The organism is Ulvibacterium sp., assembly GCF_965248315.1.
Classification (GTDB): domain Bacteria; phylum Bacteroidota; class Bacteroidia; order Flavobacteriales; family Flavobacteriaceae; genus Ulvibacterium.
Genome location: NZ_CBDFIX010000002.1, coordinates 2,663,761 through 2,681,048 on the forward strand (window position 1 = coordinate 2,663,761; position 17,288 = coordinate 2,681,048).

Below are 17,288 nucleotides of genomic sequence, written 5' to 3' on the forward strand. Positions count from 1 at the left end.
TTACGTATTTACTTGGTTATGTTTATTGTATTGTTTGATCAATCAATCGATAGTTGGCATAGTCCCTCTGTAGCCGTAGCTTTTTAGGGTCGGATACCACTATAAAATCATTGAGCTTACGGGTTTCCACGGTTACGTTCTTATGGTGGACCAGATCGATGACCAGTCTTCCAAAATCCTGTTCCGTACCGCTACCGTTTTTGCTCTTAAAGGGGACCCTTTGAGAAAAAAAGAGTTCTTGCCGTGTAATATGGTAGTCCTCTTTGCTAATGTGCAACACCACTTTTCCATAGGGCATCGTACCGATGTTCTTCTGCTCCGCAATCATTTCGCATACCCATTCATTTCCCTGGTCCAATACCTGCGATTGTTGGTAATATTCTAGAAAAACCCCCAGATCAATAGGTGTTTTCGGGGTTTGTTCTGTATCCATCGGGGTGTAGGTAAGGGTCTTCCCTTCCTCATCGACAATTATCTTGACTTTTGGAAATTGATATACCTGGGTATTCAGTATGGTGTTTTTTATAAAATCCCCCTTTTTTTGCATGGTCCCTTGGTAACGTTCCGTAACATTTTCACCGTAGAACCCACGATACATCGTAAAGGTCATGTCTACCTTGAACTGGGGCTGTTCCGTATAGAATTTACCGGCCCTATCCAGAATATCCTTGATATCTTTTTCTTGGGCGCACACGGAGGTAGCTTTGAGAAACCCTAAAAGAAGCACGATGATGATATGGCTGTTTTGGATCGTCATTATTGGCTACTGCTTAATTTTGTATTTCCCGAACGTGTTTCCTGAATGGTATAGATTCCCCTTTCGGTCTCCTTCTTTACACGTACCAGGCCCCCTTCCGTATCGTACTCATAGAAAGTGGCATAGTTGTTTTCATCCAACTCGGCCTGAAGGCGTTGGGTCATGGGGTCATACACAAAGGATTTCATGTTTCCATTGACGGGCAGCATCCGTACATCATCGAAATAGGCGTTCACTCCATCCAGATTCGTTTTGAGGTTTATCCGCATATAGGCTGCATCCGCGGGTATGGGAAATACGCTGGAGATTCGTTGCCAACCATCGATGACGGCTCCTTTCGGGCTAAAGACGCGAGCATTTTCGGGCACGGGAATAGGGGCACCGGCCGTATCCTTGAAATCAAGTTCAATAAACGTATCCTCGTAGTTTATAGCTTCAAGGTCAGGGTTTTCCAGGTAATCGAAAATCTCCGTTGTCCCTTCTATGCCAGAACTGGGAGGGCCATCGGTATCGTAACCATTGTACTCCGATTTTAGATGGGAACCTTCGGTAGGGGTAAGTATAAAATCCGAATTTACCCGCAGTCTGTCCCCCGAAATAATGGAGACGCTGTTATGCCTTATTTCCAAGTTGTCATAATTTCGCAATGGGAAATGTCTACCTAGATTAAATTCCAGATTGATACCAATAAATTCGGGAAAGGCCAAAACAACTTCCGGAGTCCGATATTCCAATCTGTTGTCGCTTCCTGGATCTAGGGAAAAGGAATAACCGATGTTCTGTTCTAGGCCATCCACATTCTCTATTTCGAATTTAAAATCGTGGACAGTCACCTTGTTGCCAGAGAAATCCTTTAGATATGGGAGCACCGCACTCATGTCCAAATCCGGGAAGAGAGATTTTACAACGAATTGTTGGGGCACTTCTAGTTTATCCTGTACAATGGTCTTGGTAAGCGCGTTAAATAGATCCAACACGGCTTCCTTTGCGGCCTCGTCCTGATTAAAATCAATGGTTCCTGCGGATTGGGGCGTTAAGGCTTCTTCCCGGACCCAACCGCTGATTACATACTGTTGTCCAGGTTGTGGAATGAATTTGATACAACTTACCAATTCCGGTGCGATATTCTCATCTAAATTCACCGTTATGGCCAATACCTTAAGACCCGCACAAAGACCTTCCCCGATCCTGGCATAATAGATATTGCCGTCTTCCAGGTTGTTCGTATCAAAATACGCGGTTCCCCCAAAGGCCTCATTGTACCATTGGGTGTCACTATCCAAGCGATAGAAACTAGTGATATCTGCGACTGTGCTGTTGAGGGGGAACAATACATCCTGTTCGTAATTCCGAGCCTGCCCTTCTACATCAATGACCGAGACCCGAACTGGAAATCGATCTTCACCCGTAAGGGTCCCATTAGTCTGTACGGCATAATATACCGTGTCGTCCACCAATGCATCATCCGGGCCATATTCCGTGCCCCCCGTGCTTGCCGAGTACCAGGCAATGGTAAAACCCGGATTGGTCGGTTGCATGATCAGATCGCCGACTTTTGGGCTATTGGAACTACAGAATTCCTGGTACCCGTCACCATTCAGTTCGGGAATACCCAGGTTTATACTCACGGCCAGACGACAAGTGTTTCCATCCTGAGCGGCATAATATACTCCTTCATCCACAAGCACGGTGCTCAAAGGCAATTCCGTGGCATTGGAAAACGAATCGTGCCAGGTAATATTGGTACCTTCCACTACTACATTGGCAAGTGTTGGATTTTCGCCTAGATCGAACGACTGGTATTCAGGGCCTTGAGGAGCACCCAGATCAAAAATAACCTCCAGGGCCGTTCGGGTCCCGGAACCATCATCGGCCCAGAGCAATGAGGGCAATTGTAACAATTCATCGGCTTCAAAATATCGTGTTCCCACAACCGGATCGCTATACCAAGTAACATTTACTGCCTGTGGGGCCACTAAATCGGCAATTGTGGGCGAATTGGCGTCATCGGTATTGCAGAATACCTGTGTGGCAATATCGTAGCAGGTAGTGGTATAAGGATTGGTAGGTTTCCGATACACCCGGATACCATCGATCAATACATATACCGGATATGAATTCGATGCATCGGTAGTTGTCGATGCTGCCCTAAATTGTAAAATCTCCTGAACATTGGCCGCTACGAATTCCAAGCGCTCCCTTTGCCATCTTGTAGCACTGACCTTTGAAACCATACGAGTAGAATTTTTAACCTCAGAACCTATGGCCAACTCCCAATACCCATAGGCCTCATCTATCATACGTGTATCCAATAGACGCGTCGCATTGGCTTGGTAAAATTCTACGATATAGGTGGCACCTTGTGTTAGGCCCGTTACGCTTGTGGAGAAGGACTCCGTAGTACTGCCAGCACGTAAGGCGCCCACACAGGCACCACCATCGGGGGAATTATTAAAGTTGGTCTTTAAATAAGGATCACCGTTATTGGTAAAAGGAGGTGAGAAGGTATCCGGGGTACCCTCTTCGACCGTCCATCCAAAGGCATCCAGATTTCCGTTTCTGGACTGTGGATCGGCACTGGTAGCCGTTTCGAAACTTCCGTCCGCTAGACCATCCAATATATTTGTACATACGGTTTGAGGGTCACAAAGACTACCGTTCGACGTCACCTCTGCACTTTGCTCCAAACCGTCCGAGTCCAACCAAATGATCTGTACCGTATTGTCCCCGACCTCTGTATTTGTTGAAAACATCGTGATTCCCGGCAAAGCGACTACCGTTCCCGATTGCGAAGTGCCCAAAACTTGCCAATTTACCGATACATTTTCGGCATTCGAGTTTTGAATCCTCCACTCCCTATTAACACTGGGTTCCCCCGAACAGAGAGCCGTTAGCACCAAAGGCTGTAAGGGAGGAATTATGAGCTCCACCAGAGTGATTCTTCTTCGGGTAAGCTCCAATACAGGAATGACATTATTAGAAGCCACAAACCAGTAATCGCCACTATCCTGGAGAGGATCAAAATCGGGAATGGTGTAGCTACTTCCTGTAACATCCGGTATCACCTCCCCGTCCTTGTACCAGATATAGCTATTATTGGGGCTCGATAAATCTATCGTTTTCAAGGTTATTGAATCATTTTCCAGCACGGAAATAGTTTCCCTACGGTCTACATCGGCTTGCGGATTATAGGTGAAATTATTCCCCAAAGTACTGTATGCCGGATATTCATCCTCAAAATCACTGAATACAAAGGCGTTGTTTTCTAGGGCTATCTCGGCCCCTGGAACGGTCAGATCTGGGATTAAAACGGGGATATCTCCACTGAAGGCATTATCGTTTAGCCGTACACTTCTCAGAACCGGGAGGTTGGTTATGGTAGTGGGTATGGTTCCAGAAAAGTTGTTGTTGTTCAGCCAGAACTCCTCCAATACCGTTAGATTGCCCAGGTCGGGCGAAATACTTCCCGAGAGTTCATTGTTGGAAACCTGTATCCTTGTTAGGGTACCTATGGTCCAAAGACCGACAGGGATACTTTGTCTTAACTTATTATCATTAAGGTCCAAGGTCTGTAGTTGCTGGAGATTGCCAATGGATGACGGAATCGGGCCCGAAAATCTATTGAATCCCAGATTTAATGTTACCAATGCGGAAGCACTTCCTAAGGACTCGGGAATCTGACCAACCAGGATATTGTTGTTCAAGACCAACGATTGTAATACTGAAAGATCACCTATGGCGGCTGGGATTTCACCAATAACGTTGTTACTACTTAGATTTAAGTTGATCAAATGCATCAATTGCCCAATGGTCGTGGGAATTTCTCCGCGTAATCCATTATCGGGCAGATCAACACCTATAACATGGGCCTCGTCATCCGTGGTTATTCCAAACCAATCGCAGACCGGGGCATCGGTATTCCATCCTGTGTTGGTTGTCCAGTTGGTGCCGCCCATGGCCTCAAATAGGTCTATCAAGGCCTGTCTTTCCAAGTCGGAGACCCCGCAGGCATCATCGGCATTGTTTAGCTGTACTGTAATCATTTCCCTTTCCAAGGTGAGTCCGGTGACGATACTGTTGGTTACTGAAAAATGATATACCGCTTCATCATCGGCAGTAAGATCGGGCAAAACCAGCTCTTTGGAAGTAGCCTCCGGAATGATCAATCCATCCTTATACCATTGGTAGCTATTATTGGTGCTTGTTGGTACATCACTGGTCAGGGTTATGGAGGATCCCGGTTCTGAATTCAAGGTTTCCGACGTGTCGATCTTAGCTTGGGGTTGAAAGGAAAATCCGGTATCGAGTTGTGAGGTCAAAGCGGCAAAATCCGCTTCCATATCCTCAAAAAGATAGGCATTGTTCTCCAATGCCAAGGACTGCAGTTCGGTATTGGCCGTAAAAATAGTTGAGATATCCCCGCTCAGGGCGTTTTCTGAAACTATAACCGTTTCCAGGGAAGGCAAGGCTGAAAAAACATTGGGCAGGGCACCCTGCAATCCATTGTTGGGCAATATGATTTCCGTTACTGTATTATCGGTTACGGTAACACCGAACCAATCGCACACTAGCGAATTGGCATCATTGATTGCCCAAGGTTGTAGAGATTGTGTCGTATTGCTCCAGTTAGGTCCGTTCGTGGCCGTATACAGGGCAATCAATGCCTGACGCTCCGTGGGAGATACGTCGCAGGAGGCGATCACATTTAGGGTTATGGGATGACGTTCCAATTCCAAACCGGGAATGTCCGTGTTCGTTACGGTAAAATGATAGGTTCCGGCATCATCTTCCGCAGCATTTTCAATGAGAAGTTCATGTGTTATCGCATCATCAATAGGTACATCGTCCTTAAGCCATGTGAAGCTATTTTCCGGGACGGAGGACAATTCGGTGGTCAAGGTAATGTTATTGCCCAGGGTAACTGATTTTGAAACTATTTCGTCCGTCTTTGCCTGTGGTGTATAGGTATAGCCCAAATCAAGAAATTGGGAGTACCCATTGTGTTTTGTTTGAAAGTCCGAAAAGACATAATGGTTGTTTTCAAAATTAAACCGTTCCAAGGCACCGTTCAGGGTTGCGGTGATAAACATAGGGCCCTTCAGTTGATTATCGTTTATGATAACTTCCTGCAAGTTGCGCAGACCAACTATGCTCGAGGGCAATTCACCACTAAGGGTGTTGTGGCTCAAATTTAAACGTACCAAGCTGCCCATCAATTCTATTTCCCGGGGAACCTCACCGAACAGTCCATTGAAGGAAAGATTTAAATCGGTCAAGTTGGTTAAATTACAGAACGAAATGGGAATCTGGCTTTGCAGGTTATTATTGCTTAAATCCATTATAACCAGATTGGACAAGCTTCCTAAGGAGGTTGGGAGGAGTCCGGTAAGATTGTTATTGGGTAGTAATAGGTTTTCCAGTTCCAATATGGAGCCCAAGGAAGCCGGTATTTGGCCCAAAAGAGCATTATCACTTAGGTCCAATAGTTTCATGTTGGGCAGATTGCCCATAGTTTCGGGTAATGTCCCGTTTACACCATTGGCCTGTAACTGCAAGGCGATTACCGTACCATTTTCCACGGTGACCCCAAACCAATCACAAACGGGAATATTGCTATCCCAGGGCCGGTCGCCAGCCAAGGTATTGGTCCAGTTATCACCTTCGGTTGCGTTGTACAGGTCCAAGAGGGCCTGCTTTTCGGTTTCGGAGACCCCACAGGTATCGATTGGGGGGTCAATGGTCAGGGTAATATCGTTTCGCGTTAGGGTCAGGCCTGTGACAACGCTGTTGGTGGTTTCAAAATAATAGGTCCCCGCATCGTTCGGGGTAGCATTTTCAATTTCATAATCCTTTGCCATGGCTCCAGGAATGGCCACTCCATCCTTAAACCATTGGTAGCTGTTATTGGGGCTGGAAAGGGTTGAACCAGTCAATGTGATACTCTCGTTTTCGGGGACTGAAAGGGTTTCTTCGGAATCTACCTTGGCTTGGGGGGAATACAGGTATTCCCCAAAACTTAGATAATCATTGTGCGCTGTTTCAAAATGGGAAAAAATAAAGTTGTTTGAGGAAATGTTAAAAACAGATAGGCCCAATTGACTAAAGACAGATGGAATTTCTCCGGATAAATTATTGTTTTGAATTTGTAATCTATCCAAATTGGTAAGTGAGCTCAGTGATATTGGTAGATTTCCTGAAATTTGATTATCATTTAAATAAAGATTCAGCACTCCATTTAGCTGGCCTAATTCATCGGGAATAGCTCCTGAAAGTTGATTATTATTTAGGCTTAATCTCTGGAGGTTTGTCAACTGGCCCAATTCTGGTGGAATGTTTCCTGACAACTGATTCCCCGAGAGAAATAAGTTGACCAGATTATTAAGCTGCCCCAACTGAGCGGGAATATTCCCCGTAATCTGGTTGTTACCGAGATAGAGTAACCTTAGACTGGATAATTGTCCCAACGCCACGGGTATAGGTCCCGATAACTGATTAGAGGTGAGTCTTAATTCCCTAAGATTCTGAAGCAGTCCCAATTCAGTCGGGATATCTCCTGCAAGCTCATTTCTTTCAATTCCCAAGTACTCAAGATTTTGTAATTGGGAAAGACTTGTGGGTATGGTTCCCGTAAAATTGTTATTATTTAATGAAAGATGGGTTAGATTGGTCAAAGACCCCAGTTCTTGAGGTAGGGTGCCCAAGAGCTCGTTATTCCCTACATATATTCCCCTCAGGTTCACCAATTGCTCAATTTGTGTGGGAATTACACCGGTTAAATTATTATTGGACAGGCTTACTTGTGTCACCTGGCCATCTTGCACAGTCACCCCAAACCATTCACAAACGGGTATGTTAGTATCCCAAGGTTGGTCGCCCGCCAAGGTGTTGGTCCAGTTATCTCCGTTGGCGCTATTGTATAGGTCCAAGAGTGCCTGTTTTTCGATTTCAGACACACCGCAGGTATCGATGGGAGGGTCGATGGTCAGGGCAATATCGTTACGGGTCAGGGTCAGGCCCGTGACAACGCTGTTGGTCGCCTCAAAATAATAGGTGCCCGCATCGTCCGGGGTGGCATTTTCAATTTCGTAATCCTTTGCCGTGGCTCCGGGGATGGCCACTCCATCCTTAAACCATTGGTAGCTGTTGTTAGGGCTGGAAAGAGAGGTTGTGGTTAATGTAATGCTCTCGTTTTCGGGGACTGAAAGGGTTTCTTCAGAATCTACCTTGGCTTGGGGGGAGTATATGAATTCCCCTAAATTGGTTTCGTAGATTGGATAGCCGGATTCAAAATCTGAATATACAAACCTGTTGTCACCTATGTAAAATCTATCCAATTCCGTTAAAAGCGATATACTTGTAGGAACGGGCCCGGAAAGATCGTTGTTGGATAATAATAATTGGGAAATGCCTAAAATATTACCAATCTCACTTGGAATATTGCCTTCAAGTTGGTTGTTCTGTACATATAAACGAGTGAGATTACTTAACAATCCCAATTCGATGGGTATATTTCCGGATAGTTGATTGTTATATAAAAATAATGTGCCGAGATTGGCCAAATTACCAAGTTCGGTAGGTATGGTTCCGGACAGTTCATTATTTTCAAGATTTAATGAGGTGAGATTTGACAACTGCCCTAATTCCCTAGGAATACTACCGGTTAACCGGTTAGTGTATAACCAAAGTTGTGATAGGTTTTCCAATGCTCCTATTTCGGCCGGTATTTCACCATTTAGATTATTAGCATGTAGATGAAGGGCTTGTAGAAAGGTCAATATCCCTATGGATGATGGGATGTTCCCCGTTAAGTTGTTCGCATCCAAATCAATTCTAAATATCCGATTGTTTGAAACGGTCACTCCAAACCATTCGCAAACGGGGATATTGGTATCCCAAGGCCGGTTCCCTTCCAAGGTATTGGTCCAGTTATCACCGTCGGTGTTGTTGTACAGGTCCAAAAGGGCTTGTTTTTCGGTTTCGGATACACCACAGGGCGCCAGTTCCGAGGTAAGGGTCCAATTTCCCGAAGGCTCATTACATTGCTGTAGGGTTTCCGCTCCGGCATCCGCAAAACCATCATTATTATCGTCCTGGTACCAAACCGTATCCGGATTATATAGAGCACCATCAGCACCAGGATCATCATTGCAATCGTTTAAAGGCAATGCGGTATTTACGTATTCCGCTCCTGGGGAACCGCAATTGGAAATTGTTGAAATGGCGTACCCGTCCCCATCCGCATCCAGATACCAATCTTCCGGGGTGTCAATTTCCGCTACTACTGCAGTCCTACTACTGGCATTACATTGGGTATTGGTATTATAACTTTCTGCATAATAGGTGGTCGTGGTGGATATACTCGGTGTTGTATAGTCTATGCCGGTCGCCAAAAGGGTTCCTCCCGTTGCCGAAGTATACCATCTTACAGTATTACCGTTGGTACCTGGCGAGGCCGTTAGCGTAAGTGTACCGTCGCCACAACGGGCTGAACCAGAGCCTGAAGCGATGCCCACAGTTGGGGATATGGTAGCGGTAATCGCCCTACGGGTCGATGCACCGCATCCCGTACTGCTATTATAACTTTGCGCATAGTAGGTGGTCGTTGCCGAAAGGGTAGGGGTCGTAAAGTTGTTGCCTGTAGAGAGCAAGGTGCCTCCACTGGCCGCGGAGTACCATCTTATGGTATTGCCATTGGTGCCTGGTGAGGCCGTCAACGTGAACGTACCGTTACCGCAACGGGCGGAACCGGAGCCGGAAGCGGTACCCACAGTAGAGGAAATGGTGGCAGTGACTGCCCTACGGGTCGATGCACCGCATCCCGTACCACTATTGTAGCTTTGCGCGTAGTAGGTGGTCGTCGCCGAAAGGGTGGGGGTAGTATAACTATTACCTGTATGGAGCAGGGTACCTCCACTGGCGGCGGAGTACCATCGGACGGTATTTCCGTTGGAACCTGGCGAGGCCGTCAATGTAAGCCTCCCGTTGCCACAACGGTTTTTGTTGGATCCGGATGCCGTACCTGGCCTCGGATTTACGGTAATGGCAATTTTATTACTGAACAATTGTTGCGAACCACAAGAGATAACCCTTCGCCGATACCATCTGGTAGCGGTCAGGACCGGAGGGTTGTACGTGAGTCCCGTGGCTCCGGGTATATCGGAATAGGAACCATTTTGAGAGGTGGCAATCTGCCATTGATAGCTATAGCTTGTACCTCCACTGGCCGAGGCCGTACTTCCAATAGTGCTTGGGTTGCCACCGGAACAGATGGTCTGGGCCCCTGAAATAGAACCTGATTTAAATGAGGATATTGAAGATACGGTTCTTGAGGAAGAGGATGAACTCCATACTCCCGTGGCATTGTTTCGGGCACGGAGGTAATACCTACCTGGGGAGGTAACCAAATAATCCGAGTCTCGATTGTTTCTGCTGGTACCATTGGGATTGGTACCTTGCCAATACCATGATATGCCATTTGGAGCATTTGCCCGTAGGGTTACGGTGCCACAGTTGTTGGAACTGATCGTTGGTGTAGAAGGGGTTGGTGGCGGGGTAGGACCTTCCTGAGTTATCCTAAAACCACTTACCGTACCCCCATTTACCCGAATTTGAAAACTTGCGCTTCTGGAGACCGTAGTCCTTCCTACGGTAATCCTAAAGGATGTTGAGCTAGCTTTTGAGGTAGTTACCCAACTTTGTGCTGTAACTATACTAAGGCTACCACTACAATTTGAAGGTTTGTTGATGAATATCACCTGGGAACCTCCGTTTATGGGAAATGAAGTGTCCCCTGAAACGGTCAATCCAAAACATGTTGAGCCTTGTGCCCGTATAGAATCAACTTTGCCAAAGATTATTCCCAGGGCAAGTATTATAAAAAAGAAGTGCTTTTTTCTCATAGTATTCTCCGTTTAGGGAACGTGTTGTATTTTTGTCATGACCAGCGGAAATGGCCTGCCGTTCAATTTTTGAGCCGTATTTTGGACTACGCTCCCTGTTGAATATCCACCCATCTTCATTACTTCCTGGGCGTTTGGGGTACGTAATTGTTATAGTCCGTAAAAACGCCCTCGTTTTTGGTGTTTTGACACTTGTGCGAATCTACCTTTACATCGATATAGATATTTGGATAAGGCCCATTTCCAAGTGGGTTGCCCGTTACTCTGTTGATCAGTTTAAACTCGGCGGCGATCGTATAGGCGGACTGGCCGTTCTTTCTGGTCTTGTTTCTTCCGCCGACATCAAAGGCAACCAGTTTGGTGCCACTGGCATCCAGGGTAATCTCCCCGACATATTCACGGGGGGAGTTGATGTCCATGACGATTTCTCTATCGACCAGAACGGCCCAGTTAATACTTCTTTCCCCAGCTTGATAGTCCCTTTTGATTTCGATACGATAGGGGACGACTGCATGGGGTTTTCCACGCACTATGAAGCGCGATTGGACCCCCTGACAGTATTCCAATCGATTCCCGGGTTCATCGGCAGGTTGGTAGTCGAATCCCGTATGGTCGTTTTGGGTAATTACGGCATCGGTAAGAACCGGATAAAAATCATCGTCACAGGCATCGCCTACACCATCCCCGTCGTAGTCCAATTGGGGAAGTGGATTTGGAGTAAAGCGACAATTGTCAAAGGTGTCGTAAACCCCATCATTATCGGCGTCATTGTCCATTGGAGGTTCCCCAAGCAATTGTCGTTCCAGATATACCTCATCGCCCTTTCGTAGCACCAAGCTATTGCGTCCGGTATGGGAACGTGCGTCCGAAATGAACGCATTATCGCCTTGGTTGTCATCCAGGGTTTCCTGAAAATTGAAGTGGCCGTTCAGGGTATTTATCATATTGTAGTCATAATCCTCGAAGTTGTCCACACCCATATCCTGGTACTTGCTATTTGAGGCCACGGCGGTCGGTAAGGTATAGGCATAACCATATTGGGCAGAGGAATGCCTATTTAATGCATCGCGATTCTCCAACTCAACTCCAAAAGGACTATACTGCGTCACCTCACTGGCGAATGTCCATTTTTGTTCCTCTTCAATATGTTGTTCGGTTACCGTACGTTCCCAAGTATCCCCGTTTAAACTGTAAAAGGGTTCGAATTCTTTGAAATAGCCTTCCTTCCTGGTATTGATCTTGTCCGAAATAGCGTTGGAAGCTTCTGTACGCTCAGTTAAATAGGCAAAGGACCTTTTGGCCCTCCATTCTCCTTTTACATTGTACAAAAACGGGTTAAAGCCTAGGCTCTCCAGCGGAATAGCAGCTAATTCCTCGGATGATGTGACGCTTTTGGGCAATACACTAAAGGGTCCTTCGCATTGACAATTCCACAGATCATCGTACTCTACGGCACTGGCATTGACAATTCTTAGATTGTCATCCCCATTGGTCGTAGCTTGTAGAATTAGGGTGGTATTTAGAAAATCGGTATAGGAATCACCGTTCTTTATTGGATTTTTCATTAAAGTGACGGACGCCATATTGGCCATGTGTTGATTGCGATATCCTGAACGAACCACCTTAAATTCTACCGTTTCCGGAATGGTGAGATTATCTCTGGACGTACTTTCCCTATCCATAAGACGTACGTTGTTTCCACTAAACCCAATGACCCATAACCGCATTGGTTCGGATTCATCATTGCTGACCAAAAGCTCATCCCCAGGATGGAGATAGTCTTGCACGTTACCCCCAACAAGTGTAAAAGCCTCCCCGTTTTTTTGTAGGGTGCCGGTGAAACCGCTGTTTTTGGAAGCTTGTCCCATACCGGGATATGCCCAATAAGCAGGGAAGTTGAAATTGTAATAGGCATCATTAAATTCGTTAACGGTACGCGTCAACAGGACCTGTCCCGTTTCCGCGTCCCAGGCCTCGTTGATCGTGGAAACTTGGGAACCCAAGTCGGTCGCAATTTTTTTCCTTAACTGTGCCGTAGTGTGAATCACTTTAGTGGTTATGGCGGAATGGGCCACGTTTTCAATTTTTGAAAGTGACGGCGGGGCGGTAGGGACAACAACAGGGAAAGGCCCAATGAACAAGGTGACCACATTTAACTTTACCCCATTGGTTTCGGCCCTGGAGTAGCTTTCCCTAAAATCGGTGACCACATCGTAATCAACGCCGATATGTAGATTTGTTGTTACCTCACCTTTTCGATCAATTGTGGGCAATTTGTTATCCAAGCGGCTTTTGTTTTTCTCATCAACGCTGTATTCATATTCCAATGAGGAGATGAGTAGTTTTTCATTTTCGCTATCCGTTTCTGGCTCGTTTTTATCCGGTTCCCCAAAAACTTTTTGCATACGTACCTTCCCGTTCATATCATTGGTATGCACAACAAAGCCTTGGGATAGAGCATATTCACTTTTAATATTCACGGGAGCACCCAGCAGGCCCTTTACCAAATTCCTTAGAAATTCACCCTGATTGGTCGCATAGTTATTGGGGCTATCCAAGACCGTATGGTCCACCTGGGTAGGGAAATCCTTTGAGGTATAATGTTCGGTAACGACCTTGCCAGTAGCATGTCTATGGATATCCTCTTGATCACGTTCCAGATTCTGAACGGTTACACGGCTATAGGTAACCGTAGCGGATGGGAAAAATTGTTCGCCAAAAGGCTTTTCAATATAACTTACTTCCTTTGGTGCGACCAGACGATCCCCTTTATCAGTATTGTAAAAAGGTTCCACGAATGGATTTTCCTTGCTCATGTTGGGTTCATAGGTAGCCACCCCACTGGAAGAACCATCTTTAAGTGTGTATTCATAGGTTTGGCCGTACTCCTTATCATAGCGTTCATCCCCCTCGGGTGCACCCACCATACGATGCCATTGATCCTTCATCACCAATTTTCTCACTCGGCTTCCGCCGCCCATTTTGTATTCCTTAGGAGTGGATAAACGAATCCATGATTTTTCGGGAATGAATTTTTGCCCGTTCAGATAGTTCAACTGTCTAAGCTTGGCATTTGGCCCCTTGAAGATATCCGAGATGGCTCCAAAAGAACTTATGATCTCTTTCGCTATATCGGCAATGTTCTGGGTGCCCGCATCACGGTTAAGCCCGTATACGTAGCCGTTTAAATGTCTTCTTCCAAAATACCAACTGGCCAAGGATATTGGGTTTACCTTTGGTTTGGCCAAACCAAAGAGCACGCCCTCCATATCCCAAAACTTCATGGGGATGGCCGCATACACAGGTTGGTTATTCCCTCCGCCGAAAATGGTTATCTCCCTATCATTGCCACTCTCATCAATTTCAAAATAGCCGGTTACATAATCATAGTCCTTACTAGATGTGGAGATGGCACCCCTTTTGGTCATGTTCACCAAAAATCTAAAATAGATGGGCTTTTCCAATTGATTTTTTAAGTACTTCGCTTTAAACTCCTCCTGTGTAATCAGGGCTTGTTCATCGGGCAATTTTATGTAGAGGTACCTGGCTTCATCGGAAAAAGAACCATCGTCATTTCTTTGCAAGGATAGCCCAGTATATAATTTGTTATTTTGTTCCCCTTCTGGATCTGCTGATGAACTAGCCTTTCCCGCACCGACAACTTTGAACATTTGCATGGCATTGCGATTTTGAACGTACTGATAATCATCGGTTTCATAGGTCAATTCAATTTTACCCCCGGAAGGCAAATCGATCGAAGAAAGAGACCAGGCGGAGGCATACCTGTCTTGCTGTGCACGGTCTTCCTGTTGAACAAAGGGAAACTCGGGCGCCGTAATGGGATCCTGGGTTCCACAGCCTGCATCCGTATTGGGTTTGTAGTTTCCCCAAATATCATAGGACTTCAAATTGTATGGGGGATTAAACGTATCGTAGTTGAACGTATATGGGGTAAATTTTCCCATATCCGAACCCCTATAGGTAAAGTATGCTTTTTTCAAGGTCAATTTACCTAGGTTGTTAGAGGTATCGACTTCAAAATCCCTGTGATTGGGAATCCCGGGACAAAGGGAATAGTCGTATATAAAATGGGCAGTTTTGATTGGTGTAATGAATTTATCATTCCCTGGATCATCATCGAGTATTAGGGCAGCCTCCGCTTCTGGTTTCGAATAGAGCCGTATCCGTTCAATTTTGTATTGCTCCTGCCCTAATTGTCCATTCGAGGGTAGCCCTCCATCGCCATTTGCGGTACCTAACCCATCGTCGCGCGGGGTTAAATCAAAAAGAGCGACATGAGTCTTGGTGATGATTCTATCAATGTACTTGATTTCTTTTCTTCCGTAGATATAATTTGCCTTCTGATCGTTAGGATGGGTATTGAGACCGGCATCATACGCTGCCTCCATAGGTCTCTCACCATAGGGAATTCGCCAATTGTAAAGTAGCTCCTGCTGAGTCTCTTCCTCTCCATTCTCCTTTCTAAGTTTGTTGAAGAGTTCTGTCTGGGTGTTGTATTCAAACAAGGTATACGCTCCTAAATCGTCATCGGTCGGACCATTTCCGGTAATATCCTCGTAGTCCGATGAAAGCACAGACGAAAGGAGATACGTATGTGCATATTCAGGTGTCTTGATATTGCTGAAAAACTCATCTATGCCTGAGCGGTTTGATCTGGAATTTTCACCGGTATCATACCGAACAATTCCCGTAGCACAGTTTCCAAAATTTTTGGTGGCAAAAGTAACCTCCTGCTTTTCCAGGTTATAAGCGGTTTCCCCAAACACATACGTGGCCCCATCCCCTTTTAAAATCTGTATTTCCGCGGTATGGTGATCTTTGGCATTTTTATTTACCCGATTATGGCCTGGGTATAGGTTTCTTATTTCGGAGACCGTGAATTTTTGAACGTTCTGGTTGCGTACTTCCCTAAATTGTCTTTTAAACTTTTTTGAAATAGGAAGAAGTGCACTTTGATCGGGGTTGTCCGAGTCTACTTCAGTGGGATAAAAAGGCACCCCGTTATCTTGATATCTCTTTACTCGAAACTGATTTTCCGCCTGTTTGTCGAAACTCTTTTTTAGAAATTCGTTCAAGGCATTTTTAGGTCCGGGAATTTCCAGGGCTATCGGGCTGTAGCCCCCTAAGTCATTGAATAGTTGATAATCCCTATCCACCCGGGGTTCCCCAATATATTTAAAGTATACAGGTTCATAGTCCGGGCTTTCACCATTGGGTCCGGTACTGGTGTTTCGTATATCTTCTCTGGTTTGTTTAAAGTTGGCCAGTGCTGTCGTATTCCATATACCAGTTCTGCTATAGGTTGGGGCGGCGGTTAAATTTACACCGACGTGAACGGACGAAGTGGTCTCGACTTCTACCCCCAACTGGAAACTATCGCTCTCATCCTCGACCAATTCATCATTTATCTGTCCTACTTGACTTCGAAAAGGACGAAACATTCCTGCGATTCCTTGTCCATTGACGGAATATAAATCATACGTATAATTAGCCGTGGGCAATACTAATGTACTTTTACTGATTGCCGCATCTTTTTCACGGTTGTAATCCAGGATATCAGCGGCGGTCGCGTGGCCGGTGAATTCATAGCCATACGCTTTTTCGTTTCTTTCTGGATTCTTGATCTGTTGTACCGTACCCATTGCCGAAATCTCCGCTTCTGCGTCAAAACCCCAAACAGAGGGCCCAACAGAAAGGGATGCCGTACCACTAATAGTTCTCAGAGCTGTTCTTTTTCTTGGGGTTATCGTCGTATTTTCAAAGGACACCAAACCTGTTCCACCAAGGTCAAATCTTGAATTCACATCTTCTGAACCGGAATTACTACCTCCTCCGGCAACGGGACGTTCCCCAACCTTGAATTCTTTGGCAAGGGAGGCATTTAGACTAAAACTGGTCAAGCCGCGATTGGAATTATAGGAAATACCGGCATTTAAATTCCCGTCTATTCCTTTATAAATATTATCAAGTGTTTTGCTCCCACCGATACTAGGTGAAACGGATACGCCTTCCGTAGCGGAAGTTTGTACATTTATACCTACGGAGACATTATCCGAAAGACCAAAGGAAAGCCCCAAGGAGGGTGAAAAGGAAAGCCCCGTGTAGTTGTTATACTGAAGGTTGACCCCAATGGATGCAGGGATTAGGCTTTTGATATTATCCGGTGTTTCAAATCCAAATACCTGGGGATCAACGGCAGCTTCAACCCCTACGGTTACATTGTCCTTTAGATTCTCTTCGTATTTCATTTCGTCTCCCTTGAAATCGTCAGGGATACCCCGTACCTGTCGGTTTATCTGCCCTACGTTTAAATTCCAACCAAGCCCCACCCATGAGGCCTCTTGATCCATGGTAACACCGGAGTCATAGGCCAAATTCAAGGGATATCCGCCTACGTCCATAATAGGAATGTTATAATTGAAATTCCCTGAGGCCAGATTCACCATATCCGAGGTACCGATCGGGGTAAACGAATTGAACTCGGGTTGTGAAGGGCCACTCGTCAACGCCCATAGGTTTGATGCTTGGGTCATTTGAAGGATCAATTGTATGGCCAGATAACTGGCTATGCCCTTGGAAAACTTGCTGGTTCTAATTTTTTGTATCATTCT

Annotated in this window: 3 protein-coding genes; all 3 read right to left on the minus strand. The window is 45.7% G+C overall.

The window, feature by feature from the left end:
* Positions 1-22: 22 nt before the first annotated feature.
* Entirely contained in the window at positions 23-757 is a 735-nt protein-coding gene (locus tag ACP2AF_RS13175; RefSeq protein WP_425236612.1) for a hypothetical protein, read from the minus strand.
* Complete coding sequence (locus ACP2AF_RS13180; RefSeq protein WP_425236613.1) at positions 757-10,656, minus strand: immunoglobulin domain-containing protein; 9,900 nt, start codon at positions 10,654-10,656, stop codon at positions 757-759. The genes ACP2AF_RS13175 and ACP2AF_RS13180 overlap by 1 nt, the downstream gene beginning before the upstream one ends.
* 119 nt (positions 10,657-10,775) lie before the next feature.
* Positions 10,776-17,285, minus strand: a complete 6,510-nt coding sequence (locus ACP2AF_RS13185; RefSeq protein ID WP_425236614.1) for a thrombospondin type 3 repeat-containing protein — start codon at positions 17,283-17,285, stop codon at positions 10,776-10,778.
* Between the last annotated feature and the right edge of the window lie 3 nt (positions 17,286-17,288).